The organism is Coleofasciculus chthonoplastes PCC 7420 (assembly GCF_000155555.1).
GTDB lineage: Bacteria > Cyanobacteriota > Cyanobacteriia > Cyanobacteriales > Coleofasciculaceae > Coleofasciculus > Coleofasciculus chthonoplastes_A.
Map to the genome: position 1 here is coordinate 1 of NZ_DS989861.1, position 26,060 is coordinate 26,060.

22 protein-coding genes and 1 pseudogene are annotated in these 26,060 nt (G+C 44.2%); 14 read left to right on the forward strand and 9 right to left on the reverse strand.

What is annotated here, in order from left to right; genetic code table 11:
* On the forward strand, positions 1-465 hold a 465-nt coding region (locus MC7420_RS41820), incomplete at its 5' end, for a hypothetical protein (protein WP_006103914.1).
* A gap of 87 nt (positions 466-552) precedes the next feature.
* On the forward strand, positions 553-1,302 hold the full coding sequence (locus MC7420_RS24905; RefSeq protein WP_006103945.1) for a phycobilisome rod-core linker polypeptide: 750 nt from the start codon (positions 553-555) through the stop codon (positions 1,300-1,302).
* Here the strand turns inward: MC7420_RS24905 and MC7420_RS24910 are convergent.
* Together MC7420_RS24910 and MC7420_RS37325 are read right to left on the reverse strand one after the other, a co-directional pair.
* Positions 1,299-2,291, reverse strand: coding sequence for an RluA family pseudouridine synthase (locus tag MC7420_RS24910; protein ID WP_006103974.1), 993 nt, complete (start codon positions 2,289-2,291; stop codon positions 1,299-1,301). The genes MC7420_RS24905 and MC7420_RS24910 overlap by 4 nt on opposite strands.
* Before the next feature lie 17 nt (positions 2,292-2,308).
* On the reverse strand, positions 2,309-2,572 hold the full coding sequence (locus MC7420_RS37325) for a DUF1802 family protein (protein ID WP_083799166.1): 264 nt from the start codon (positions 2,570-2,572) through the stop codon (positions 2,309-2,311).
* Between the two features lie 48 nt (positions 2,573-2,620).
* On the opposite strand from MC7420_RS37325, the gene MC7420_RS24915 reads away from it, so the two are divergent.
* On the forward strand, positions 2,621-3,520 hold the full coding sequence (locus MC7420_RS24915) for a UTP--glucose-1-phosphate uridylyltransferase (protein WP_006103968.1): 900 nt from the start codon (positions 2,621-2,623) through the stop codon (positions 3,518-3,520).
* A 144-nt stretch (positions 3,521-3,664) separates the two neighbouring features.
* Here MC7420_RS24915 and MC7420_RS24920 read toward each other — a convergent pair whose 3' ends face one another.
* Positions 3,665-5,353, reverse strand: coding sequence for an ATP-dependent nuclease (locus MC7420_RS24920; RefSeq protein ID WP_198016552.1), 1,689 nt, complete (start codon positions 5,351-5,353; stop codon positions 3,665-3,667).
* Between the two features lie 1,102 nt (positions 5,354-6,455).
* Here MC7420_RS24920 and MC7420_RS24925 point away from each other — a divergent pair.
* The 4 genes from MC7420_RS24925 to MC7420_RS36295 all read left to right on the forward strand — a co-directional run bounded on the left by MC7420_RS24925 (position 6,456) and on the right by MC7420_RS36295 (position 11,510).
* Positions 6,456-7,556, forward strand: coding sequence for an ABC transporter ATP-binding protein (locus MC7420_RS24925; protein WP_044209592.1), 1,101 nt, complete (start codon positions 6,456-6,458; stop codon positions 7,554-7,556).
* Positions 7,556-8,356 carry an ABC transporter permease gene (locus MC7420_RS24930; protein WP_006104075.1) on the forward strand — a complete coding sequence of 267 codons (801 nt, stop codon included), beginning with the start codon at positions 7,556-7,558 and terminating at the stop codon, positions 8,354-8,356. Before MC7420_RS24925 ends, MC7420_RS24930 begins: the two co-directional genes overlap by 1 nt.
* A 156-nt stretch (positions 8,357-8,512) precedes the next feature.
* Positions 8,513-10,330 carry a Gldg family protein gene (locus tag MC7420_RS24935; RefSeq protein WP_044209595.1) on the forward strand — a complete coding sequence of 606 codons (1,818 nt, stop codon included), beginning with the start codon at positions 8,513-8,515 and terminating at the stop codon, positions 10,328-10,330.
* Positions 10,331-10,541: 211 nt separating this feature from the next.
* Positions 10,542-11,510, forward strand: coding sequence for a DUF4340 domain-containing protein (locus tag MC7420_RS36295; protein WP_083799167.1), 969 nt, complete (start codon positions 10,542-10,544; stop codon positions 11,508-11,510).
* A 254-nt stretch (positions 11,511-11,764) separates the two neighbouring features.
* Here MC7420_RS36295 and MC7420_RS24945 read toward each other — a convergent pair whose 3' ends face one another.
* Positions 11,765-12,859 (reverse strand): WG repeat-containing protein, encoded by a 1,095-nt coding sequence (locus MC7420_RS24945; RefSeq protein WP_006103938.1) that lies wholly within the window; start codon positions 12,857-12,859, stop codon positions 11,765-11,767.
* A gap of 258 nt (positions 12,860-13,117) precedes the next feature.
* On the reverse strand, positions 13,118-14,509 hold the full coding sequence (locus MC7420_RS24950; protein ID WP_006103948.1) for a malic enzyme-like NAD(P)-binding protein: 1,392 nt from the start codon (positions 14,507-14,509) through the stop codon (positions 13,118-13,120).
* Between the two features lie 61 nt (positions 14,510-14,570).
* On the opposite strand from MC7420_RS24950, the gene MC7420_RS24955 reads away from it, so the two are divergent.
* Positions 14,571-14,780 (forward strand): hypothetical protein, encoded by a 210-nt coding sequence (locus MC7420_RS24955; RefSeq protein ID WP_044209598.1) that lies wholly within the window; start codon positions 14,571-14,573, stop codon positions 14,778-14,780.
* Here the strand turns inward: MC7420_RS24955 and MC7420_RS43505 are convergent.
* The gene (locus MC7420_RS43505) at positions 14,773-14,901 is read right to left on the reverse strand and encodes a glycine zipper domain-containing protein (RefSeq protein WP_006103991.1); all 129 of its coding nucleotides are present in this window, start codon (positions 14,899-14,901) and stop codon (positions 14,773-14,775) included. The two genes, MC7420_RS24955 and MC7420_RS43505, sit on opposite strands and share 8 nt — an antisense overlap.
* 23 nt (positions 14,902-14,924) lie before the next feature.
* On the opposite strand from MC7420_RS43505, the gene MC7420_RS24960 reads away from it, so the two are divergent.
* Both MC7420_RS24960 and MC7420_RS37335 read left to right on the forward strand, forming a co-directional pair.
* Positions 14,925-15,359 carry an SRPBCC domain-containing protein gene (locus MC7420_RS24960; protein WP_044209600.1) on the forward strand — a complete coding sequence of 145 codons (435 nt, stop codon included), beginning with the start codon at positions 14,925-14,927 and terminating at the stop codon, positions 15,357-15,359.
* 69 nt (positions 15,360-15,428) lie between these two features.
* Positions 15,429-15,614, forward strand: a pseudogene (locus tag MC7420_RS37335) (Uma2 family endonuclease); the annotation flags it as partial.
* A gap of 835 nt (positions 15,615-16,449) precedes the next feature.
* On the opposite strand, the gene MC7420_RS24965 reads toward MC7420_RS37335, so the two are convergent.
* The gene (locus MC7420_RS24965) at positions 16,450-17,322 is read right to left on the reverse strand and encodes a formylglycine-generating enzyme family protein (protein ID WP_006104048.1); all 873 of its coding nucleotides are present in this window, start codon (positions 17,320-17,322) and stop codon (positions 16,450-16,452) included.
* Positions 17,323-17,452: 130 nt separating this feature from the next.
* On the opposite strand from MC7420_RS24965, the gene MC7420_RS38520 reads away from it, so the two are divergent.
* Positions 17,453-18,583: an Rpn family recombination-promoting nuclease/putative transposase gene (locus MC7420_RS38520; RefSeq protein ID WP_006104066.1), complete on the forward strand. Its 1,131-nt coding sequence runs from the start codon at positions 17,453-17,455 to the stop codon at positions 18,581-18,583.
* Between the two features lie 76 nt (positions 18,584-18,659).
* Here the strand turns inward: MC7420_RS38520 and MC7420_RS24975 are convergent, their stop codons facing one another.
* On the reverse strand, positions 18,660-19,904 hold the full coding sequence (locus MC7420_RS24975; protein ID WP_006104034.1) for an HhoA/HhoB/HtrA family serine endopeptidase: 1,245 nt from the start codon (positions 19,902-19,904) through the stop codon (positions 18,660-18,662).
* A gap of 595 nt (positions 19,905-20,499) precedes the next feature.
* Here MC7420_RS24975 and MC7420_RS24980 point away from each other — a divergent pair.
* Positions 20,500-21,504: an endonuclease/exonuclease/phosphatase family protein gene (locus tag MC7420_RS24980; RefSeq protein WP_006103970.1), complete on the forward strand. Its 1,005-nt coding sequence runs from the start codon at positions 20,500-20,502 to the stop codon at positions 21,502-21,504.
* Here the strand turns inward: MC7420_RS24980 and MC7420_RS24985 are convergent.
* Positions 21,491-22,720 carry a hypothetical protein gene (locus tag MC7420_RS24985; RefSeq protein ID WP_006103921.1) on the reverse strand — a complete coding sequence of 410 codons (1,230 nt, stop codon included), beginning with the start codon at positions 22,718-22,720 and terminating at the stop codon, positions 21,491-21,493. The two genes, MC7420_RS24980 and MC7420_RS24985, sit on opposite strands and share 14 nt — an antisense overlap.
* A 252-nt stretch (positions 22,721-22,972) precedes the next feature.
* Here MC7420_RS24985 and MC7420_RS24990 point away from each other — a divergent pair, with 252 nt between their 5' ends.
* Entirely contained in the window at positions 22,973-24,484 is a 1,512-nt protein-coding gene (locus MC7420_RS24990) for an FAD-dependent oxidoreductase (RefSeq protein ID WP_006103899.1), read from the forward strand.
* Between the two features lie 178 nt (positions 24,485-24,662).
* A complete protein-coding gene (locus MC7420_RS24995) occupies positions 24,663-25,835 on the forward strand; it encodes a YcjF family protein (protein ID WP_006103932.1) in 1,173 nt (390 codons plus the stop codon).
* Positions 25,836-26,060: the final 225 nt, after the last annotated feature.

The window sequence follows — 26,060 nt, forward strand, 5'->3', positions numbered from 1 at the left end:
ATGGTTGATATCAGCGATAATCATCGGGTACGCGATCGCATCTGTACGTGGATTGGCTACAACATTGATACCGTTAACGCTGAACTCAATTCTTGTCTCAATGCCTGTCATGACTGTTTTCATCCAGAATTACGTCGTCCGATCCAGATTGGGGCAGCGCCGTTAGCCCAGGAGTATGGGATTGATGGCTTTTGTAACATTCTCCTCAATCCAGTTACCATCCTCGTTGATGTGGGACGAACATCACCGCCAGATTGGTTAGGTATCGTTGTGCATGAATATGCCCATGCTCATATAGGATCACCGGGTCATGATCGGCGGTTTTTTGAAGTTTTGTCTCATCTTTGCTTAGGACTTGGATTAAGACCTCCAGTCTGGCAACCTGATTTAGAAAACTATTTGCGAAATTGGCCCCACTGTCGTTCCCTGGCAAATCCCTTGGCGTTCTGGATGGGTTACTTTTAAGACGAATTTTGTAAGAAGGTTACATAATCTGTTATATAGTTGAAAGTTAAGGTTTGTAAGATTTTCTAAGATTACGGAGATTTAAACGTGGCGCTACCTTTATTAAGCTACACTCCGGTAAGTCAAAATCAGCGTGTCGCTGGTTATGAAGTACCGGGAGATGAGCAACCGAGGATTTATACAACCGAGAACATCCTGTTCGGCACAGACTTGGATGAATTGATCGAAGCGGCATACCGTCAGATCTTCTTCCATGCCTTTGCTTGGGATCGGGAACGGTTCCTAGAATCCCAACTCCGCAATGGTCAACTAACCGTGCGGGACTTTATTCGTGGATTGCTGCTGTCGAAAACCTTCTACAACAGTTTCTACGAGAAAAACAGCAACTATCGCTTTGTTGAACAGTGCGTGCAACGGGTACTGGGGCGCGATGTTTACAACGAACGCGAAAAAATTGCTTGGTCTATCGTCGTGGCGACGAAGGGAATTAAGGGCTTCGTTGATGAACTACTCAACAGCGAAGAGTACCTGACCAACTTTGGCTATGACACCGTTCCCTATCAACGGCGTCGTGTATTGCCTGGTCGTCGTCAAGGTGAAAGACCCTTTAACATTAAATCACCCCGCTACGACGGCTACTACCGTGCTCAATTGGGCTTCCCCCAAATTATTTGGCAGAACGAAGTACGCCGTTTTGTCCCGCAAGACAAGCAGGCTAAAGCCGGTGATCCCACGAACTTCCTGGATATGGCACGGGGAGTTAATGCCCAACCTAATCCGCTTCCTCGGGTGTCTGCCCAGAATATCGATTACATGTCCCGTGTACCTAAGCGTTAGGTATTAACGGATGAAGCACGCCGCCGCAGTACGGTTAGGAGTGTGCTAAAGGCTGGGGGGAGTGGGGCAATAACCTCAATCCAGTCCCCAGGTTTATTGCCCGTCCTCTGGTCTCCTTGGTTAGGAGAGAGGGGACGGGCAATTGTATTGGGATGCTGTAATTGTAGTCGCCATGCATGAAGTGCTTGTCCAGGGAGATTGACGCCGATATCTCGACCTTTACTATACACGGGGTCACCGATAATCGGATGTCCGATATGGGCGGTGTGGACGCGAATTTGATGGGTTCGTCCGGTTTCCAGTTGGAAGTGGATTAGGGTATAGTTACCAAGGCGTTCTTTAATCTGCCAATGGGTAATCGCTGAGCGTCCTCCTTTTTCTAGGGGAACGACTGCCATTTTTTTGCGATCGCTCGGATGGCGTCCGATGGGGAAGTTAATGGTACCAGTTTCGGTGGCGGGAGAACCATAAACCACGCCGAGATAGTCTCGACGGGCGGTTTTGGCTTTGAGTTGGGCTTGTAGGTGATGGTGGGCGTGGTCAGTTTTGGCGATCGCGATCGCACCGGTGGTATCTTTGTCTAAACGGTGGACAATTCCGGGACGTTGGACGCCACCAATTCCAGCTAGGTTGGGGCAATGGGCAAGCAGGGCATTGACAAGTGTGCCGTTTTCGTGTCCAGGGGCGGGATGCACGACTAAGTTAGCGGGTTTGTTGACAATCAGAATTTGGTCGTCTTCATAGAGGATATCCAGGGGAATCGCTTCCGGTTTTAAGTCTAAGGGTTTGGCGTCGGGGATAGTTAGGTGGATAGAGTCTCCGGGTTGAATGGTGGCTTTTTTAGAGGTGCAGAGGTTATGGTTAAGCTGTACATTGCCCTCTTCAATCAGTTTTTGGATACGCGATCGCGACAAATCCGGTAATTGTTGAGCAAGATAGCGATCGAGTCTATCACTGTTTTCTTGGTTGTATAAATTAATTTCTTTCACGCTTGTTTGACCGGGAATTAGGGATGCAAGCCCCGTCTTTCGACAGGCTCAGGAACACCTTTTAGGACGGCTTTCAGATTTTTAATCCAAGAACGACAGCCGCCGTATTCAGAACGATAGGGTAGACGTTGAACCGAGGAGAGCTTGTAGATTCGTAGTAGGAGGACATACAACGGTTGACGTGGCTTCCATTTAAAACGCCCACTGGCAAATTGTTCATTCCAGATGTGGTAGGGTAGCAGGGCATCTACTGCGGCTTGAGTGCTGAGATTAAAACTAATTTTTTAAATAGATTGTCTTATCTTGATTCATAATTCATAATTTAGATCATGTCCAGTCAGATTGTTCGTAAAGCCGTAATTCCCGCCGCCGGATTTGGTACTCGCCTGTTTCCAGCCACAAAGGTTGTAAAAAAAGAACTATTTCCAATTATCGATCGCGATGGGCGGACGAAGCCAGTAATTTTGGCGATTGTGGAAGAAGCAAGGCGCGGTGGTATCGAAGAAATCGGGATTGTGGTACAACCGAGCGATCGCGCAATTTTTGAGGCGTTCTTTAAAACTCCCCCGAAACAGGCACTTTTGGATAAACTCTCTGATGCCAATCAGGAGTATTGTCAGTATCTGCAAGAGTTAGGAGAGCGGATTACTATTTTAACCCAGGATGAGCAAGAAGGCTATGGTCATGCGGTGTTCTGTGCGAAGGATTGGGTAAATCAAGAGCCTTTTTTACTGTTACTTGGCGATCACGTTTATACCTCCGATACCGAAATTCCTTGTACTCGTCAGGTGCTAGAAATTTATGAAAAAACGGGTCAAAGTGTGATTGGTTTGACAGAAATGTCTGCCGATATTATCCATAAAGCGGGTTGTGTGACTGGGGTTTGGCAGGAGATGAATTCTATTTTAACGGTGACACAAGTCTGTGAAAAACCGGATCTGGACTATGCGCGATCGCACTTGCGTGTTGAAGGGATGGCGGAGGATAGGTTTTTAGGGATTTTTGGCATGTATGTCCTCAAGCCGAAAATATTTGATAGTCTAGCTGACAGTATTAACCAGAATCAGCGCTATAAAGGTGAATTTCAGTTAACCACTTGTCTGGATACATTACGCCAAGAGGAAGGATTGATGGGATATTGGGTCAAAGGGCAGTATTTTGATACCGGAATGCCAGAGTTTTATCGACAAACCCTAATCAATTACGGTCAGGAGTATCGTAGTTCGTAGTTCGAGTTCGTAGTAAGGGCTTTAGCCCTTCATTCGGTTAAGTTTCCTTGTTTGAGTATTTAATTTAATCCCTTATGGAATTAGATTTTTTAATATTTGCCTCTGGGGAGGCTCCGCCTCCCTTTAACGTGGGATTCGCAACTATCAATCATCTGTGTACAGTTTCCTTATCTTTTCAATCCATTCCGGTGTTTTGTACTTACTACTAATTTTTTGGGAATACTTTTCAGCAAATTCAAATTTGTTATTATTTTTATCAAAAAAATATTCCAATATCTTCTGCTTACTGGGCGATAAATCCAAGGAAAAATATGTTTCTTCTTCTGTAGGATGATTGATTCCTTGTATAATATCTGATAACTCTGGGTAAGCACTCTCAAACTCTTTCAGAGTTTCAAAAAATACCACTCCATTTAGTGAGTCTTCAATCTCTGTTTTCGGAGATACGGGGTTAGAGTCAATTTTAACAAGATCTGTTTTTCTGGTTGATTCATTATTAACAATACGGTAGCAAACTAGATTTTTTTCATTTCTAATTGGATATTGAACAAGTTGTCGATCAGTGTCAGATATCAATATAACTTTACCTTTAATTTCTTGTTTGAAGTCTTCGTAAGCAACTTGAAGGTTGTTGTAAATTTTTTTAACTTCGCTTGCACCGCCTACAGGAATAATCCGGAGTTTTTTATCATTCCTAATATCTGCAAAATATGCTTCAAAATACATTTTTTCCGAAGAACCTTCACAAATCAACCAATTATATGGTTTTTCCAAAAGAATACTTGTAATTATCGATTGAACAAAATCATTTATGCTTTTCAATCTAATATCATAAGGCAATTTTCCTTTTGATTCACGTACAACTTGCTTGATTGATTCTCTATAGCGACCAATATTTACTAAATCAAATTCATGTTGATTTGCCTTTTTTGAAATTACACTTACATAACCATCTTGGACAGTAGGAATAAACCCATACCAATGTGTAGCAAATAGCAACTGAGAGCAAAGTTTACTTATCTCAAATAGCTTATTAAATTGCTCATAACAAGCTGACATATGCAATGATGATTCTGGTTCATCTATAGCAATAATTAGATTATCATTACTCGATCTGTAAGTTAGAAATTGAAAGGCAACTTCAATTATTGCTTTTTGTTTTTCACCTGAGCTTAATACATTTAATTCAAGCCAGTTTTCTCCCTCTTTCTTATGAAGTTTTCTAATCTTAAAATATGCATCAATAATTAACTTGTACACATCATTTTTTCTCAGGTTGACTTGTCTTTGACCCGTCGTTCTAAATGAATATTCTCCTAAAGTATTTGACAACGAATCAATGAAATCCTTTAGGTTTGTGTTAATATCTTGAATTTTCTTTTGAGGAACACATTTTTCTAAAATTTCATTTAAATCTTCACCCATCAATGCTTGAATTTCTTGTGTCTCAAGTTGAGTAAAATTTTCGGGTTCGATGTCTTTGGGAATATAAATATATTCAAATGTATTTTTTATTTCTTCATGAAGTTGACGAAAAAACTTTTTTAAATCTTCATCTTGAAGTTGAGTAAAATTTTCCTCCGTACTCCCCTTTATTTTTTCGACAAGTTTCTTTGTGTTAAATATACTTAAATTTGGCACTTCGTCATAAGATAACCCTAATGGAATTAATAAGCTACTTTGATTTTTTGTATTTATCAGCGAATTTCTTTGTTCTTGAAACATTTTGAAATGTACTCGATTTTGTGGACTTATATCATTTTCTTCAACAGTCCAAGTGTAATCACTTATTGTTTTAAATGTATTCGCATTTTCTTTAGATACTTTATCCAAAGATAATAGATATACAGGAACTATGTGTGGTCTTGTTGTTTTGAGTCCGCTTTTTTTTGTGGCCACATTGTAATTCCACTATTTGCCATTTAACAAAGAATCTATTGATTCTAAAACTGAACTTTTTCCAATTCCATTGTTGCCAACTAACCCACAGAATCCATGTCCGTTTGTCAAAGGAATATAGTTTATTCCTGCGTAGGTTTTAATATTTCTTAGGAATACTCCAATTATCATGAATTACCCTTTATAGCTGACCACAAATACAAGAAGGAGTATTATTGCTATTGTTTCGTACTAGCAGGATTATATATTTACACCTGCTATGCTTATTAAGTTGTTACTAGACGGAAATTCTCTACATATCATCTTGTAGAACAACGCTCGAAAAAGCTTTTGGAGCGAGTGTATGACACGATATTTGGTAAGGTAAGTTTCCCATTTTTCAGGACTAGATTGCTCTGGCATTCAGGGCTAGTTCATCTGCTAGACCTCAAACTTCGCTTTGATTCTAGCACACATCCTTTGCCAGACCAGTGCCTCGGAGCGCAGGGGCTTAAAGCGTGATCGCACCCCCTAGAGTGGCGATCACGCTATTCTTTATCGCATTAACATATTTTAGTTAATTTGCCAAGATAGTCGCGACAGGAATTTTGCACCAGAGCGGGTGGCATAAGCTGTTGGGCATTTAAACCTTAATGTCAATAATGGCTTGTAAGTCTGGAAGAGTTGGACTTCAACACCCTGCCCTTTGGGTAGGAAAATCTGATATCGGGACAGGAAATCCAATGTAGGGGCGGGTTTAGGGACAAAATTAATGGAGCCACCAATCACCTTTCTACGAAACCCGCCCTGCCCCAATCTTTTACCCCGACATTTTTGAGGTGCGATCGCGGTTAGTAATCTGGTGGGTTTTGTTGTTCCGTTAATGGTGGGGAGGGCGGGTTTTGTTGTTCCGTTAGTGGTGAATATCTGAATTTAGCCCCTAAACCCGCCCCTACAGATTCCCTAAACCCGCCCCTACAGTTGATCAGTAGTCGGACTATGTATGATTGATAAACGTTAGCCTAAAAAAATATCTATCCTCTCCAGTGGAATCTTTATGATCGAAGTGGATCGTCTGAGCAAGCTCTATGGCGTCACTCCAGCAATTCAGGATGTCAGTTTTAAGGTGGAACCGGGGGAAATCCTGGGATTTCTCGGACCCAATGGTGCTGGCAAAACGACTACCATGCGTATTTTAGCCGGATATTTACCCGCCACCAGTGGCACTGCCCGAATTGCTGGGTATGATGTCCATGAAAATTCTTTGGCTGTGCGCCAACGCATCGGCTATTTACCCGAAACGCCTCCCCTTTACCCGGAAATGACGGTTGAGGGATTCCTGTACTTTGTCGCTCGTCTTAAAGGCGTATCCGCAGGCGATCGCACTAAGCGGGTGAAGATGGCGATCGCACGCTGTAACCTAGTGGAAAAGCGCAAAGTCTTGATCCGCAAACTCTCCAAGGGATTTCGTCAACGAGTCGGAATTGCTCAAGCGATCGTCCATGATCCACCCGCGATTATCTTAGATGAACCCACCGTCGGACTCGATCCTCGGCAAATTATTGATGTCCGCAACTTGATCAAAAGCCTTGCAGGTGAACATACGATTATCCTGTCTACCCATATTCTGCCAGAGGTGAGCATGACCTGTAGTCGCGTTGCGATTATCAACCGAGGTAAAATCGTCGCCACCAATAGCCCAGAAAACCTGATGGCGCAGTTGACGGGAGGGGCGGGCTATGAGTTAGAAGTGGATGGGGATGCGACTCAACTGCAAAAGCTTTTACAAGTGTTGCAGGGAGTCTGCTTAGTCGAAATTGTCCCCACTCAACAGTTACCCCCAAATCGCTCCTTAATTCGGATTGTGACGGTACCAGGTACTGATCCGGGACGAGATATTGCGGCTGTTACCGTGGGCGCTGGGATCGGATTGCATGAAATGCGCCGCACTCGCGCTACCCTGGAAGATGTCTTTTTAGAACTGACGACTCAGGAACGGAGGGCGGAGAACCTGGAAATAGAGACAGGGAACAATTTAGCTGAATCGCCTATCTCTGATTCTCCATCAGAAGTCCCTGAATCCAATGTTTCTCAATCCCAAGTCCCTGAATCAGAGGTTCCTGAGTCAGACGTTCCCCAATCAGGAGAAGATCGTTAATGCGTATACTCTTTGGCAATATTGTGGCAATTTTCCGCAAGGAATTGCAGGGCTATTTTGCTTCACCTTTGGCTTATATAGTGGCTGGGTTTTTCTGGCTATTGTCGGGGTTCTTTTTCGTGTGGATTCTATTAAGTCCCGATGGGATTATTCAGCAAGTAGCGCAACGCGATCAACTGGGAATGCCTACACCACCTGTGGATGTGGCGTATGAATTTTTGAATATGTTTTTGAGTGTCATGGGGTCTCTAATTTTATTTGTTCTCCCCATTCTCTCCATGGGACTTTATTCCGAGGAACGGAAGCGGGGAACGTTAGAACTGCTGGCAACTTCGCCAGTGACAAATTGGGCGGTAGCCGTGGGCAAACTATTAGGCGTGCTAACCTTCTTTACGATTATGGTGCTACCGTTACTCCTGTATGAAGTGATTGCCTTGAATGCCGCTAATCCACCCATTCAACCCTGGGTTCCCTTATTAGCCCATGCTGGATTAATTTTACTCGCCGCATCGGTGCTTTCCCTGGGAATGTTTATTTCATCGTTAACCGATAGCTCAATCCTGGCAGCTTTCCTCACGTTTGTGTTGATATTGTTCCTCTGGGTAATTGATTTAATTGCTAATCTTATCGGTGGTGCTTTTGGCGAAGCGTTAGGTTATTTATCGTTGATGGAGAATTATACCAATTTAGTTCGGGGTGTTCTGGATACCAGTAGTCTTATTTTATTTGCTAGTTATATCTTTTTGGGCATATTCCTCACCGCTCAGTCTATTGAAGCTTTCCGCTTTCAGCGATCTTAAGTTCGTAGTTGCGCTTTAGCGCCCTAAGCATTTTGGTATTGATGACAAACCTGTAACTATTTTATCACTCAGTCAGGGCGGGTTTAGTCAAATCTGGGTTAGGTCAGAAACAATAATCGTAAAACCCGCCCCTACACAATCAAAACGCTATAAACTATGACAACAAAGCCGATTAAGTGGACGTATTTAAAATATCTATTTTGGTTCGGACCGATCCTGACAATCATGGGAATTACCGCCCAAGAAGTGGCGGGTGAGTGGTCTCCTGTCTCCTTAGCGCTGCTAATTGCGGGGCTATTGATCATTGGCTTATGGTTCCTACTTCTAGATCAAATCGCCCCTGGTTTTTGGGGACGCCGTTCCACTCAAGTGGGGACAAATGCGATAATTGCCACCTTAGCCATGTTTGTGATTATCGGGTTAATTAACTTTTTAGGCGTGCGTTATGGGGTACAGATTGATTTAACCGAAAATCAACTATTTACCCTTTCACCCCAGTCACAGCAGGTGGTGAGAAATTTAGATCAATCGGTGAAAGTTTGGGTGTTTGAGAGTCCCGCTAATCCCGCCGATCAAGAACTCCTGGAAAACTACCGCCGCTACGGATCAAATTTAGAATTTGAGTTTATTGACCCCCAGCTACAACCTGAATTAGCCCAAAAGTTTAATGTAAATTATATCGGGGAGGTTTACTTAGAATATGGCAATCAACGCGAGTTAGTCCAAACCATTAGCCAAGGGGAACGGTTATCGGAAGTTCAACTAACCAATGCAATTGAACGCATCACTGGCGATCGCACGGATAAGGTCTATTTTCTCCAAGGTCATGGTGAACGCCCGTTAGAAGCGTCAGACGAAGGTGGATTATCTCAAGCCGTAAGTGCGTTAGAGACAAAAAACTTCACCGTCGAACCCCTGAATCTCGCTGAACAGCCAGCCGTTCCCGATGATGCGTCTTTAATCGTAATTGCTGGACCCAAACGAGCGCTGTTTGAACCGGAAGTGCAAGCGTTAGAAGACTATTTGGCTGATGGGGGAAGTCTGTTAGTGATGATAGATCCCGATACTAATCCCGGATTAGAACCCTTACTGTCAGATTGGGGAGTGATGTTGACGAATCAGATTGTGATTGATGCGTCGGGTCAAGGGAGGTTAGTCGGTTTGGGTCCAGCAACCCCCTTGGTTACGCAATATGGCGATCATCCAATTACCCAAGATTTTGGAACTGGCTTTTCGATTTATCCCTTAGCGCAACCGGTGGACACGCAACCTGTAGAAGGGATTCAGGAAACTCCTTTGGTGATCACAAACCCCCAAAGTTGGGCGGAAAATACGCCAGAACAACAACCGTTAGAGTTTAACGAACAAGAAGGCGATCGCCCCGGTCCTTTAGTATTAGGTGTGGCGTTAAGTCGCCAAGCTGAATCGTCTACCGCTTCATCGAAATCAGAACCCGAAGCCACCGAAACTCCAGAAGCTGAAGGCGAAGATACTGATCAACCTGAAGCCACCGAAACTCCAGAAGCTGAAGGTGAAGAAACTGATGAACCCGAAGCAACGGAAACTCCAGAAGTGTCGCCAGAAGACACCGATGAACCCGAAGCGGAAACTCCAGAAGCATCTCCAACGGCTTCGCCAGAGGAATCCCCAGAAGCCTCACCTTCACCAATCCAGACCAATGAGTCTCAAGCTAAAGAAGACGAAGCTGAATCACGATTAATTGTGTATGGTAATTCAAACTTTGCCACAGATAGTTGGTTTGATCAGCAACTCAATCCTGATATTTTTATCAACTCCGTGAGTTGGTTAAGTAAGCGAGATGAACAAGCCCTTTCGATTAGTCCCAAAGAACCAGAAGACCGCCGAATTAACTTAACACCAGTCCAATCCGGAATATTGGGATGGTTAGCCCTGTTAATTGTTCCAGCGTTTGGCTTTTTGACCGCAGGGATGCTGTGGTGGTTACGGCGGTAAAGGTACATCTGTAGGGGCGGGTTTTACGATTATCATCTATTTGTTACCCAGATGTGACTAAACCCGCCCCGACTAAGTGATATAAAATGTTCGCATCGGAATTATGTTTTTTTAACGCAGAGGACGCAGAGGACGCAGAGGGACGCAGAGGGGTCATAACCAATGACAAATGACGAATGACGAATGACCAATGACAAATGACGAATAACCAATGAAGCTACAGAAGACTACTTGGATGTTATTAATCCTCGCCCTTTTCCTGGGAGGGTTTGTCTACTTTTATGAAATCGTAGGAACTCCCCAACGGGAAGCCGCGAAGGAAGCCGAAAAGCAACTGTTTAGCTTTGAAGAAGATGAGATTCAACGGGTTAACATTTATATCCAGGAAGAAAGCCGAAAATTTGAACGGGTGAGTGAACCTGAACCCGGTTGGCGCATGACGGAACCGAAGGATGTCCCCGCCAGTGATCCATCAGTTGCATTTCTCTTGAATTTACTCGTTGAAGGAAAGAGCGATCGCATAATTCCCAATGTCTCCCCGGAAAACCTTAAGGAGTATGGCTTAGACAAACCCCAAGCCATGGTAACGGTGCGACTGAACAACGATGAAACCCATGAAATTCTTTTAGGAAAACCAGATTTTAATAACAGTTTTCTCTATGCTCAAGTTGATCCGTTTTCCGACAAATCGCAAAAATCAAATGTTTTTTTAGTCCCCATGGACTTTGAATATGCTGTCAATCGCCCCTTATCCGAATGGGAACAAACAAAAGAGGAAACACCTGAAGAAACTGAGCCATCCGATACGGAAAACGAGGAATCAACGTCTGAAACAGAACCTGCTACAGAGGAAACAGAACCCGCTACAGAGGAAACAGACCCCTCTGAAAACCAAGCTACTCCTAATAACTCTGATACTGAACCCGCTACAGAGGAAACAGACCCCTCTGAAAACCAAGCTACTCCTAATAACTCTGATACTGAAACAGAGGAATCAACCTCTGAACCAACACCGACACCGGCTAACCAAAGTCCGTCCGCATCTCCCTCTCCTGAAAAGCCGTCCTCTTCTGAAGAGAAAAAGCAGTCAATAGAGGATGAAACGGCTTCTCCCAATGAGGAAACAGAATCTGAAAATTCCTCCAATGATTCTGAAGAGGAAGACAGTCCGTCGGAATAAATTTATAGTGTTTTCATATTGGCAATCCGAATGTAGAGACGTTTCATACAACGTCTTTACTGTCATATAGCACTACGAGGATACGTTAGTTAGTCCCAGAGGGAACAGCGAACAGGGAACACTCAAGAATGTCCTAACCTGTCTTAGTACCGCTATACATTGAAATTGGGTATTTGTAGCGAGCAAGATGCTCGCACTACAAGAATTGCACGATTATTGACAATAAATTTTCTTAATCTTATCCTCATAATTTATTATTTGAGAGGATGAGTGATGAAAGCGTACCTGTCATCAATTCTAACTCTGGCTACCCCCTGCTGAAATGACCAAGCACTATCAAATTGAGGCTTGATGACTAAATTACCTATTTTGTTAATATAACCCCACTTGTCACCTATTTTGATCGCGATCAAGTCTTCTGAAAAGTCATAGGTGTTATCAAACTGGGGAGCAATTAGCATATTTCCCTGCTGATCAATATAACCAATTTTATCGTGCATCGAGATTCCAGCCACACCTTGGACAAAATCCCCCGCCCAATCAAAATAAGGCATAATCACAAACTCGCCTTGATGATTAATATACCCCGATTTCATCGCTTGATTAGTTACAGACGCCAAGCCTTCGGAAAAAGAACTCGCATCTTTAAATTGAGGTGGAATCGCCCAATTTCCGGTTTTGTCGATATAGCCATACTGGTTATTCAATTTTACCGTAGCTAACCCTTCAGAAAACGGTTCTGCTTCCTGAAATTGAGGCGGAGTAATCCAGTTTCCGGTTTTATCGATATAACCATACTGATTATTATTTTCGACAATTGCCAATCCTTCGGAAAACAGCTCAGCATCGTAAAATTGAGGTAAAATTACTACCGTACCCGTTTTATCGATATAGCCCCAATCCTCACCTTGTTTAACCGGAGCTAATCCTTCGGCGAACGATTTAGCGCCATCGAATTTGGCTGAAATTACCCAGTTACCTGTTTGATCAATATAACCCCATTTCCCATCAACTTTGACCGGGGCTAACCCTTCATTAAACGAATCAGCCAACTCGAATTGCGGTTGAATTACCCAATTTCCGCTTTGATTAATATAGCCCCACTTCCCCTCCAACTTAACCGCCGCTAACCCCTGAGAAAAATCATGTCCCGACTCTAACTCAAACGGGAAAGTAAATTGTACAGGAACAGCATTTTCGCTAGAAATTCGAGAATTATGGAAACCGTTGTTAATCGTTGATATAATTTGACATCCAGATAATTGAGTAACCAGTAAACTTAAGAAGAAACTGGTGATCTTAAAAATTAGCCAATGTCTAAACTTGTAATATAACAATCCTCTACCCATGGGGTACTAATAACTATTTAGGGCTTGCTAAATAAGTGCTGCGGGGAGCAGAGGGAGCAATGTAGAGACGTAGCATGCTACGTCTCTTAGCTGGGGGAGATGAGGAAGTTAACTCAAAACTCTACCTTACCTGTTCCCGGTTCCCTGTGACACACCGAGCGAAGTCGAGGTGTTCCCTGACGAATGACAAATGACAAATGACAAATGACGAATGACGAATGACAAATGACAAATGACGTAAATCCGTGAAATCAGTGTTTACCGCCTTGCTACCCCTTCATTCCGTGCAGCTTGTTGTACGGCGGCTGAAACGGCTGTCACGACGCGCTGATCAAAAACAGATGGGATAATATGTTCAGCGTCTAAATCTGTGGTAGACATCAAAGACGCGATCGCTTTTGCCGCTTCTAGATACATCGTACTGGTAATTACTGAAGCGCGACAGTCGAGGGCGCCACGAAAAACACCAGGAAACGCCAGAACATTATTAATCTGATTGGGATAGTCACTGCGCCCCGTTGCCATAACGGCTACATCATCTAACACCAATTCTGGCTGAATTTCGGGGATCGGATTTGCCATTGCCATGACAATTGGATCTCGTGCCATCGAATGTACCATTTCTGGGGTCAAAACACCGGGCACACTGACGCCGAGAAACACATCCGCCCCCACCATTGCACCGGCTAAAGTACCACTGGATTCAACGGCAAATTCCTGCTTTTGGGACGTTAAATCCGTGCGTTTGGTTGAGAGAATCCCTTTGGAATCACACATCCAAATCATCTTCGCCCCAGCTTGACGCAATAACCGCGCGATCGCAATTCCCGCTGCGCCAGCACCATTAATCACAATTCGCACCTCTTCCAGGGATTTCTTCACCAGTTTCAGGGAATTAATTAACGCCGCGAGGCTAACAATGGCGGTTCCATGCTGATCATCGTGAAACACAGGAATATCTAAGACTTGCCGCAGTTTGGCTTCAATGTCAAAGCAACGGGGGGCGCTGATATCTTCCAGGTTAATCCCGCCAAAAACAGGAGCGATGTTTTTAACGGTTTCGATAATTGTATCGGTGTCTTGATTTGCCAGACATATAGGAAAGGCGTCAATTCCGGCAAATTCTTTAAACAGCATCGCTTTCCCTTCCATGACGGGTAATGCGGCTTCGGCACCTAAGTTTCCTAGCCCTAATACAGCGCTACCATCTGTAACAATCGCTACTGTATTACTTTTAATTGTCAGGGAGTAAACATCTTGGGGTTCATCGGCGATCGCGTTACAAATTCGACCCACCCCTGGCGTATACGCCATAGCTAAATCAGCTTGGGTTTTCAGGGGGAGTTTGTTCTCGATGCTGATTTTGCCCCCTCGATGTAGATTGAACGTGCGATCGTAGACATCGATCACTTTGATATGGTTAAGTTCCTTAACCGCTTGCACAATCTGTTCAGCGTGTTCGGTACTTGTCGCATCGATGGTGATTTCACGAGTCGTAACTTTGTGGGTTTGGTGAATCAGATCAATCTGTCCCAGATTACCCCCCACTTGTGCGATCGCCTGAGTAACGGTGGCGAGCATCCCAGAGCGGTTGGGAAGTTGGATACGAATCGTTAAACTGAAACTGGAATTCGGTGTCAGGTCTGCCATGCTGGATTGATTTCGGGTTTCAAGCTTTCAATTGTAGACCTAATTCCCAATCCAAGGGAAAGTGGGGAGGGCGGGTTTTGTTGTTCCGTTAGTGGTGGGGAGGGCGGGTTTTGTTGTTCCGTTAGTGGTGGGGAGGGCGGGTTTTGTTGTTCCGTTAGTGGTGGGGAGGGCGGGTTTTGTTGTTCCGTTAGTGGTGGGGAGGGCGGGTTTTGTTGTTCCGTTAGTGGTGGGGAGGGCGGGTTTTGTTGTTCCGTTATCGGTGACTAGCTGAATTGATTCCCTAAACCCGCCCCTACAATTGTCCCTAAACCCGCCCCTACAATTGTCCCTAAACCCGCCCCTACAATTGTCCCTAAACCCGCCCCTACAATTGTCCCTAAACCCGCCCCCACAATTGATTTATTACTTTTTTATTATGGCAAGTCTCTATACTGAAATCGAAATAAATGCTCCCAAGTCACAAGTGTGGCAGGTATTGTTAGACAAACAGCAGTGGAAGTATTGGAACACGTTTCTATTTGACCGCGAACCCGAACAGCCCTTGGAAAAAGGACAAGCAGTGTCCCTGTCATTACGACGATTACCCAAGGATGAAGAAACGGAATTTGAACCCTTGATCACACTCTTACAACCCGGAATTTGTCTGCGCTGGGTTTCATCGATTCCTGGTTTTCGCAGTGAGTACGTATTTGAGTTACAAGAGATTGGTTTGAGTCGGACTAAATATGTTCACACAAGCCGTTTTTCGGGTATTCTCACTCGTGTTTTTGTCCCCTTTATCCGGCAAGATGAGCATCGGGGAATGCAACGCATGGCGCGGGATTTGAAGCGGTATGTTGAGCATTTATAATTAGGGAAAATATGGCTCTTGAGACCAAACGTTCTGCTATTCCATACAATTATGACCACCGTATTAAACTTAAAGCCACTTCAGGATAAGATGCAGGAATATTTGGCAAGTGGTTTGCGTTTAGGGTGGTTAATTAATTACCAGGATCGGCAAGTGGAGATTTATCGAGAGGGAACAGGTGTGGACGTTGTAGCGATGCCTGTTGTGTTGTCAGGGGAGGAAATATTACCAGGGTTTAGATTAGAAATACTGTAGGGGCGGGTTTAGAGATTCAATTAAAGATATCACCAATAACCTTTTAACAAAACCCGCCCTTTTCCTAGGTGTAGCCGATCAATAAATACTGTAGGGGCGGGTTTAGGGATTCAATTAAAGATATCACCGATAACCTTTCAACAAAACCCGCCCTTTTCCTAGGTGTAGCCGATCAATAAATACTGTAGGGGCGGGTTTAGGGATTCAATTAAAGATATCACCAATAACCTTTCAACAAAACCCGCCCTTTTCCTAGATGTAGCCGATTAATAAATACTGTAGGGGCGGGTTTAGGGATTCAATTAAACATATCACCAATAACCTTTTAACAAAACCCGCCCTTTTCCTAGGTGTAGCCGATCAATAAATACTGTAGGGGCGGGTTTAGGGATTCAATTAAAGATATCACCAATAACCTTTCAACAAAACCCGCCCTTTTCCTAGGTGTAGCCGATCAATAAATACTGTAGGGGTGGGTTTAGGGATTCAATTAAACATATCACCGATAACCTTTCAACAAAACCCGCCCTTTTCCTAGGTGTAGCCGATCAATAAATACTGTAGGGGCGGGTTTAGGGATTCAATTAAACATATCACCAATAACCTTTTAACAAAACCCGCCCTTTTCCTAGGTGTAGCCGATCAAGAAATACTGTAGGGGCGGGTTTAGGGATTCAATTAAACATATCACCGATAACCTTTCAACAAAACCCGCCCTTTTCCTAGGTGTAGCCGATCAATAAATACTGTAGGGGCGGGTTTAAGGATTCAATTAAACATATCACCGATAACCTTTCAACAAAACCCGCCCTTTTCCTAGGTGTAGCTAAACAATTCACGCCGCCGTACAAACAACCCGAAACCCGATATCGAGAAACCCGTAGTCTGGCACGTTTCTGAAGCGCAGGGAACAACGACAGAACCACGGATCATCAAACCATGAACCACCGCGCATCACTCTAAAATGCTTCTGATGATCATCAATTAACCAAGCTTGACCATCTGACGGCGCATCTATATAGTTATCATGCCAATGATCACTACACCATTCGTACACATTTCCGTGCAGATCAAATAAGCCAAAGGCGTTCGCTACGGGGAAACTCCCGACTGGGGTAGTCTGTTCACGATACTTACCCCTAGCACCCTCACCATAAGTAAATTTGCCGTCGTAATTAGCTAAATCTGTGCTAATCGTCTCACCAAAATGAAAGGGCGTTGTTGTTCCCGCCCGACAAGCATATTCCCACTCGGCTTCACTGGGAAGTCGGTAGTTTCGTCCTGTGTACTGCGATAAGCGTTGACAAAATTCTATGCAATCATACCACGATACTTGCTCAACGGGTCGATCGGCTCCTTTAAATCTAGAAGGATCAGGATTGAGTTCTTTATTGACTTGAGGTAGATTAGAAACAGCCTGCCATTGTGCCTGAGTCACAGGATATTTTTCCATGAAAAAGGGCGGAATTGTTACCGAATGTTGAGGACTTTCACGCTCATACCGCTTCTTATCTGTTGCCGAAGAACCCATTAGGAATGTACCCCCTGGAATCGCCACCATATCCAGTGTGACGCCATTGCCTAAATCTTCGCGGAAATATTGAGCTTGCTCCGAACTGCGGTCAATAATAGTCCCCTGTTTATCAACCCTCACCACCTCAAACTCAAACACCTGCAAGGGGAAAAATGAACTCGTACCTGCATTCATAATAATGGCGATTATGTCCTATGTTTGACCAAATGGTGGCTTACGTTTAGTTAATGTAGCCTAATTGGGTAAACCTGTCAATTTGTCAAGATTACGGTGATAGGAATTTTTCGCGATCGCTCCTGGCATAGTGGTCAATGTTCAGAACGCCCATGTCCAGCAATTCAGCGTGAAAACCGACACCATCTTCTATAACCTGTTTCTCGAATTTCCAGGTATTTTATTTGAACTCATTGATTCAGACCCAGAGGAAGCTACAATTTATGAATTCACCTCCCGTGAAATCAAACAACCCTCCTTCCGGTTAGACGGTTTGTTCTTACCCACGACAGAAGACGCCGAAAAACCGTTCTATCTGCTGGAAGTTCAGTTTCAACCCGATGAAGCGTTATACTATCGATTATTTGGTGAACTCTTTCTCTACTTGAGGCAATACCAACCGCCTCACCCTTGGCAGGTTGTCGTGATCTATCCTACTCGTAGGATTGAACGAGAACAAGCGTTTCAATTTGGTGAAATCCTTGCCCTCAATCGCGTCAAACGCATTTACATTGATGAATTAGGAGAAACCCCATCCGGTTCCCTTGGAATTGAAATGATTAAGCTGGTGATTGAGGATGAGGAAACTGCACCGGAACGAGCAAGACGATTAGTCGCACAAGCTCAAATACAGATAGATGATGAAGCAAGCCAGCGCAACCTCATCAAATTAATTGAGACAATCCTTGTTTACAAACTACCCCAAAAAAGCCGCGAGGAGATTGAAGCGATGTTCAGCTTAAGTGAACTCAAGCAAACTAAAGTTTATCAAGAAGCCTTAGAAGAAGGTGAAATCAAAGCCAAGTTAGCCGCGATACCGCGCATGATAGAATTTGGATTAAGGTTGCCGCAAATTGCCCAACTGCAAGATTTACCACTAGAGGTTGTACAACAGACAGAACAGTCATTTCAGAAACAAAAAGTTGCCGCTTTTCTTGAACTATTAAATAATCAGCGTGACTTGTTTTCAGCTCAAGATTTGGCACAGTTACAGGAGTGGATAGCACCGTTACCGGATCAGATTAAAGATTTATCCGGGGCGATCGCACAATGGTGCAATCAGGAATCACATACCCTCCAGCGTCAGGCTTGGCGTCAAGTTCTGTCTGATTTATGGAAGGCGACGGTGGAAAGCATCTTGAAAACCTACCCCAAGACTCTGGATCTGACTTCCTCTCCCGTAACTAAACAAATGGTGCAACAGGGAATTGAAGGGAATTGACACCGGGAACTGTAGAGACGTTGCATGCAACGTCTCTACAACTATCATGCCACGTCTCTACTATTTTTGATCAACCTTACTGCTGCATCTGAGTTGGCAAAGCACCGGGTTGTACTGTTACCTCAACATTTTTGCGATCGCGGCGTAATTCTAGGTTTAAATCACTACCTACTGGAGTCATTTCTACAACCTTTTGGACATCTTCGGCATCTTTGATCGACTCACCATTAATTTTATGAATCACATCCCCGGCTCGCAATCCAGCTTTATCAGCAGGGGAATTCCGCATCACTCTGGCAATTAGCACTCCTTGGCTTTCATCAACGGTAAGACCCGAATTTGGATTTTTGTTGATGTTTTCTTTCAACTCAGGGGTTAATGTAACCATCTGAATTCCTAAGAATGGATGTTCAACTTTCCCGTTAGCAATTAATTGTTGGGCAATTCGTTGCGCTGTATTAATCGGAATGGAAAATCCTAAGCCTTGAGCGCCTTGAATAATGGCTGTATTCATCCCAATCACTTCACCGGATGCATTTAGCAGGGGTCCGCCTGAGTTACCGGGGTTAATTGCGGCGTCAGTTTGGATAAATTGGACGCGCTTATCGGGAACGCCTATTTCAGCACTAGAACGTCCTGTCGCACTGATGATACCTGTGGTGACGGTATTATCTAATCCTAGCGGATTACCGATCGCGATCGCCCATTCCCCCGGTTTGAGTTGTTCTGAATCCCCTAAGGTAACAATGGGGAGATTATCGGCTTCAACTTTGATCACCGCCACATCAGTTACGGGGTCAGTTCCTAGCACTTTCCCAGCAAATGTGCGACCATCTTTGAGAACCACATTCACTTGATCCGCACCATCAACAACGTGAGCATTGGTGAGAATCATCCCATCGGTGTTGATAATAAACCCCGAACCCGTTCCCCGTTCTACTCGCTGCTGCGGTTGTTCCGGCAATTGAGAGCCGAAGAACTCGCGGAAAAACGGGTTATTAAATGCATCGGGAACTTGAGAGGTCACAGTTTTGGAGGCGTTAATCCGCACGACGGCGGGTCCCACAGTATCCACAACCTTAGTAATAAAATTGCTGTTTTGGGGAGTGGACAGGTTAGCTGGAGGAATGATTCCTCCCAAAACCTGAGAGGATTGGGGAACAATGGAGTTGGCTGAAACTTGAGGATTACCGGAGATGAAAGAGTTGGCGCCAAAGGAAACACCAGCGCCTAGTAACATCAGGGATAGATAGGTGACAGCTTTTTTTACTGGGGAAGCGTCACTGTCATGAGATTGAGATGTTTTCGTGTTGAGTACCATAATGATTCTGCTGTTGAAATAGGATTGATTTGGATGATGTCAGTTACAGTTTGTCGGAGTTCGGTTAATTCGTTTCCAGATAGAGAAAACCCGAATTAGGATCAACTCTCTCCTACCCATGGCTAACACCCCCATTGACTTTGTGATAATTATTTACGGATAAGGTATTAACCGAGTCTGGCGTCGGCGGAGTGAATCCGTTGCTTGGGAAGGAATCACAATGACCTATCGCTGACATTTATCAATATAGATACTTGTTGTGACGTGCTTATGACAGTGTAGTTTCGCTGATGTGAAGATTTCTGGCTTAGGGCTGTAACTTTCTAGTGTTTTGGAGGAAATCCTCCCATTGAGGTTGTGCTTACCGTAATTATAGGATACTCCCTTTTGCATAAGGGAGATGGAATCAGAAATAGATGACAACAACTTCCCTGGCTATGGCGAGGATAAGTTGTTTGGATTTAAACCTTAATGTTAAGCATGGCGAAGTCCTCCTAGTGCGTTTAGCGAAGCCATGCCGCAGGCTTTGCATCTTGCTCGCTACTAATACTATCTCAATGTATGACCACTTACTGTACCACTACAGCAACTCGATATGAAACACTTCTGGTTCTCTCAACCAACATCCCGAAAAATTGAAATCAAGAATATCGCCTTTGGCTTAGGACTCACAGGACTCATTCCTTGTTTTCTCTTATCCTTAGTCGCTTATCTGGGAGAATTTCACCGATATTTTGAATTAATCTCCCACTTCAAAGTGCAATACTTCGTAATTAGTTGTATTGTTTTCCTTTTATTGTCCTTCGCACGACGAAAAACCTGGTGGTTGATCAGTTTATTTTGTTTAACCCTTAATGCTGTAGAGGTTATTCCCTGGTATATTCCCCAATTTTCGCCAATTAATACGCCTTCAGGACAACCGTTGCGAGTGTTGCTGGCAAATGTCTATAGTGATAACCAGCGTTATGCTGAGTTTATCTCCCTAGTCAAAGCCGAAAAGCCTCAACTGCTCGTTGTCCAGGAAATTAATCCAATTTGGTCAAAGCAACTAGAAGCGCTTAAGCCTCTCCTTCCTTACCAGATTGTGTATCCGAGATTTGATAACTTTGGCATTGCTGTCTACAGTGCGATTCCCCTGCGGAATACGGATATTAAATCGTTCACCGAGTATGATATCCCTTCTATTTTTACTGAGGTACAGTGGCAAGGACAAACTGTTTCTATTATTGCCACTCATCCATTACCGCCGATTAATGCGGAATATTTTAAGTCACGCAATCAGCAACTTTTAGAACTGGAAAAGGTGATAAGTTCAACCAACACTATTCATGCCGTCATCGGTGATTTGAATACAACAATGTGGTCTCCCTATTACCGCAAATTTATCCGTCAGACTGGATTGAAAAATGCGCGATCGGGTTTTGGTATTCTCCCTACTTGGCCCCAGGGTGCGCCAATGCTACAGATTCCTCTGGATCATTGTCTGATTAGTCCAGAAATCAACGTTTTAGCTATTCGCACTGGCGGAGATATTGGTTCAGATCATCGTCCCTTAATTGTCGATTTGGTGATATCGGACAGGAACACTAACAGAATATAGGGCTAAAGCCCTTACTACAAGCCGACTTCAAAATCCCTCCCTCTAACTGATAAATCGCTGCCATAATGCCATTATCTGGATTATCCAATAGGGACGCCTTAACTTCTTGTAAATAATCCCGAATCGCTTCCCGCAAAACAGGGCGCTCAACGTTTACGGTATGTTGATAATCCAAAACATCCCAGATAATAATTCCTACGCCAACAATCGGATCAAGAAACTGAGCGCCGAATTTACCAGCTACAGCGCCGCCCGTTTTTGCTGCCATTTTAGCGGAGGCTTTTCCGGCAAAAGATACGGCAACTTTACTGCCAATTTTGGTGACAACGGGAATCATGGCTTTGGCAAATAAGTAAGTGCTTCCGCCAACTAAAACTTTTAACGATAAATTAGACAGATTGCCTTCTGTATCTCGGATCGTTACCGCAATATCATCCAAATAGCGCTCCCATTCGCCTTGCGGAATCTGGTACTGAGTTTGAATGTTGGAAATGTTGTTTTCTAAGTCAGCTATATACAAATTTACCGTATCTCTGGTGATATGTTCCAATTGAAGTTGGGCAATTTTAGGGCGGAGGACTCGTTTGGTAAATTCCGTTTGGAATTCCTCCGTCATTTTTTCGGCGACGGCTTGATTTGGAGTCGGTTTTGTGGTATCAATCCAGTGGGAAACGGCTGAAGATACCCAGACAAAGGGAGCGCTAAATTCCAGTTTCTTTTGATTAAAATAATCAAAATACCAATCCAAAAAATTGTCATCCACGCGACTCATGAGTTGATCAATCCACCCATCGAGTTGGTCTGAGGCAAACTGTTCGGCGGTATGATGAGCATGAGTGATAGCCGTTGCGATCGCGCGATCAATTTTATCCTGATCTGGTACAGTCCGTTCAATGGTGACAATCTCTTTTTCCGGCTTCTCTAGACTCGTCGCATCGGTTGATAATGAACTGGCAATAAAACCACTTCCGATCAGCGGGATAATTACAATTAGGATCACCGCCACCCAAATATAAGGTGTCACCGATTTAATCAACTGACTCCAGGCTTGTAGGCGAGTTGACTTTTCTGTATAGGTAGGTTTTTCAGATGGATTGGTTAGGGACAAGGTTGGGTTATGAGTATCGTTAGAGGGCGTTTGGGTTTTCTCAGCGCCAGGTGATAGTGGCGCAGAGGGGTGAGTCGAGGTATAGTCCTGCGATCGCTCTTGGTTCATTAGCTATTCTTTGTCCGTTAGATCAATAGTTTCCGTGAGATAAGATTTACCCAAAACTACCCACAAGTGGACTTTCTTGGAACTTACTTCCTGCTTCTTATTCCCCAATTTTAACCGTAAACTTTAATTTTAGATGCTCAACCCAGATTGAGTATCAACAGTCGCCTTAAAAATTCTTCCTCCCAAAGATAGATGAAATCACGTCCAACTCCTCCATTACAGTAGAACAATACAGCCTAATTTTATACACCCATGACTTTGATTGCTGGAAAACCTGCTTCATTTTGGATTGATTCAACGCCAACGTCTACATTTTCTCCTTTTATCAACAACCTTGTTGTCGATGTAGCAATTGTTGGTGCCGGAATCGCTGGACTGACTGCTGCAACCCTGTTAAAGCGTGCGGGTAAAACCGTTGCGGTGATTGAGTCGAAACGAGTTGCTATGGGCGTGAGTGGTCATACAACGGCAAAGATAACATCCCTGCACAAGTTAATTTATGCCGATCTAATTCAGCAATTGGGAGAAGACAAAGCCCGCCTTTATGGAGAGTCTAACCAGGCGGCAATTGAGCAGGTGGCTCAACTGGTTAAAGAGGAGCAGATTGATTGTGATTTTAGCCGTCAAAGTGCCTACACCTTTGCCGATTCTCCAGAACAGTTGAGTCAAATTGAAGCTGAAGTGGAAGCGGCGATCAAATTAGGACTTCCCGCCTCTTTTGTCAAAGAGACATCACTCCCCTTTCCCATTGAAGGAGCCGTAAAGTTTGAAAATCAAGCGCAGTTTCATGTCCGCAAATATTTGCTCCATTTAGCGAGAAGCATTCCAGGTAATGGTAGCTATTTGTTTGACGATACGCGAGTGGAAACCGTTGATGAAGATAGCCCTTGTCAAGTTCAAACAACCAGGGGGGTACTTAAAGCCAAAGATGTAATTGTCACCACAAATTTACCCATTCTGGATCAAGGGTTGTTTTTTGCTAAAGCCTATCCGAAACGTTCTTATATTGTTGCCGCTTCAATTGATCCAGCCAAAGCACCCGATGGTATGTTTATTGGCATCGGTGAACAGTATCGATCGCTGCGGACGACGCCCTACAATGACGGTGTACTCTTACTGATTGGCGGCGAGAGTCATAAAACGGGTACAGTTACCCAGACAGAGGAACGATATCTGCGTTTAGAAGACTATGGTCGCACCCAGTTTGGCATAGATACCTTCGAGTATCGCTGGTCAACCCAGGATATGGTATCCTTCGACAAGTTACCCTACATTGGTAAACTAACCCCAGTTAACAATCATATTTATGTCGCCACGGGATTTAGTCTCTGGGGTATGACCAAGAGTACCCTATCGGGGATGATCCTGTCTGATCTGATTTTAGGACGTTCCAATCCCTGGGCTGATCTGTATGACGCCACTCGCGCCACTCCCTTTATCTCAGAAACCTCGATTAAAGAGAATTTGGACGTGGGTAAGCATTGGATTGGCGATCGCTTGAAGGGATTAGATGAGTCCTCTTTTGCTGATGTTAGCAAAGGGGAAGGGAAACTGCTCACCATTGATGGGAACAAAGTCGCCGCGTATCGAGATGAAAAGGGTTCAATTCATGCGGTTTCCGCTGTTTGTCCTCACTTAGGCTGTATCGTCGATTGGAATAGCGCTGAGAAGAGTTGGGATTGTCCCTGTCACGGTTCCCGCTTTAGTTGTGATGGACAAATTCTCCAAGCACCAGGGGTTAAGGAGATGGAACGAATTCAATAGAGTTTGATAAGCAATGTAATGTAGAGACGCGCCATGGCGCGTCTCTACAATGGTGCCGAAAGTCCTAATCGATGTGTTTACTGCTATAAGTAAGGAGCGCGATCGCACAACTTGATACACTAAGAAAACAGTGGATAGCGTGGCTCTATCAGATCAAACGACCAAGGAATGACTGGGAATGGCAGAGGATTTTTCAGTTGATCAGCTTTTGGACAAAATGAGCGAAGCCTACGAAGATGCCGGAAAGGACACGGGACAGTGTAATGTGCTGGTCATTGGCAAAACAGGTGTGGGCAAAAGTACGCTGATTAATGCTATTTTCCAATCTCGTCTAGCCGAAACTGGGGTGGGTTATCCGGTTACCCAAACCATCCGACGCTACCGGAAAAAAGGATGTCCGATTACGGTTTACGATACACCTGGACTTGAACTCAATCCAGAACAGATTCAACAGGTGCGCTTAGATGTCGCGGAATTGATTGAAACGCAACGGCTACAAGCCGCCCAAGAACATATTCATGTGATTTGGTACTGTTTAGAACATGAGGCGGGACGGTTTGATGAAGTCGAGGAAAAATGGTTGAATAAGCTACAACTACAAGATGTACCAATTATTTTAGTCGTAACCCAAACCTTAACCCGAAAGCGCAGTGAGTTTCAAGTCTTTTTGGATAGTAAAAATTTACCCGTTTCTCAGGTCGTTGCGGTTCTCGCCCAGCCTAAACCTATCGATGATGAGTATACAATTAAAGCCCATGGTTTAGACCATCTTGTCGAAGTAACGGCTAATCTTCTGTCTACCGAAGCACGCAAGGCATTTCTGAGAGAACAGAGTCGCAATATTACCTTAAAAGCTGGGGAAGCCTTTAAATATGTGACGGGATATGTGGCGGGTTCTGCATTAGTCGGCGCGTCTCCGATTCCTTTTTCTGATGCACCGATATTAGTTACCATGCAAACCGTGATGCTAGCAAATATCACGGCTATCTTTGGGTTACCTTTTGATCGTGCTTTTACTAGCACCGTACTCTCAACCATTGTCGGAGTGGGCGGTGTGGCAACTGTGGGTCGAGCGATCGCGGCGAATTTACTTAAAATGATACCGGGTGCTGGGACAATTGTAGGTGGTGCCATTTCCGCCTCTACCGCCGCCGCGTTAACGTTGGCGCTGGGTTTAGCTTATATCGAGTCTCTCAAATATTACCTGAAACGTAAGCTGGAGGGACACGAAATTCCCCTCTCTGAACTGGCAAAAATCATTCTAGAACAATATAAATTCTATGCCAGAACGGGTCAAAAAACCCTGAAAGAGGAACCCATAACCCCCCCTCGCAAAATTGATATTGAATAAGTAAGTAGGTGGGGACAATTAAAGTTAACGGCGGAGAACTCGCTGTCCTTGAGAAGCAAGCTACGTCATTTGTCATTGGGGGTGTGGTTTGTTCTTACTTTTCACGGGATCTGGAAAACCTCTCTCCAAACCTCTCTCCTACAAGGAGAGAGGCTTTGAATTCTCCCCCCTGGAACAAAAAGCGAAGCATCCTTTTGATACCAAGTTGCATTCAAAGATATAACG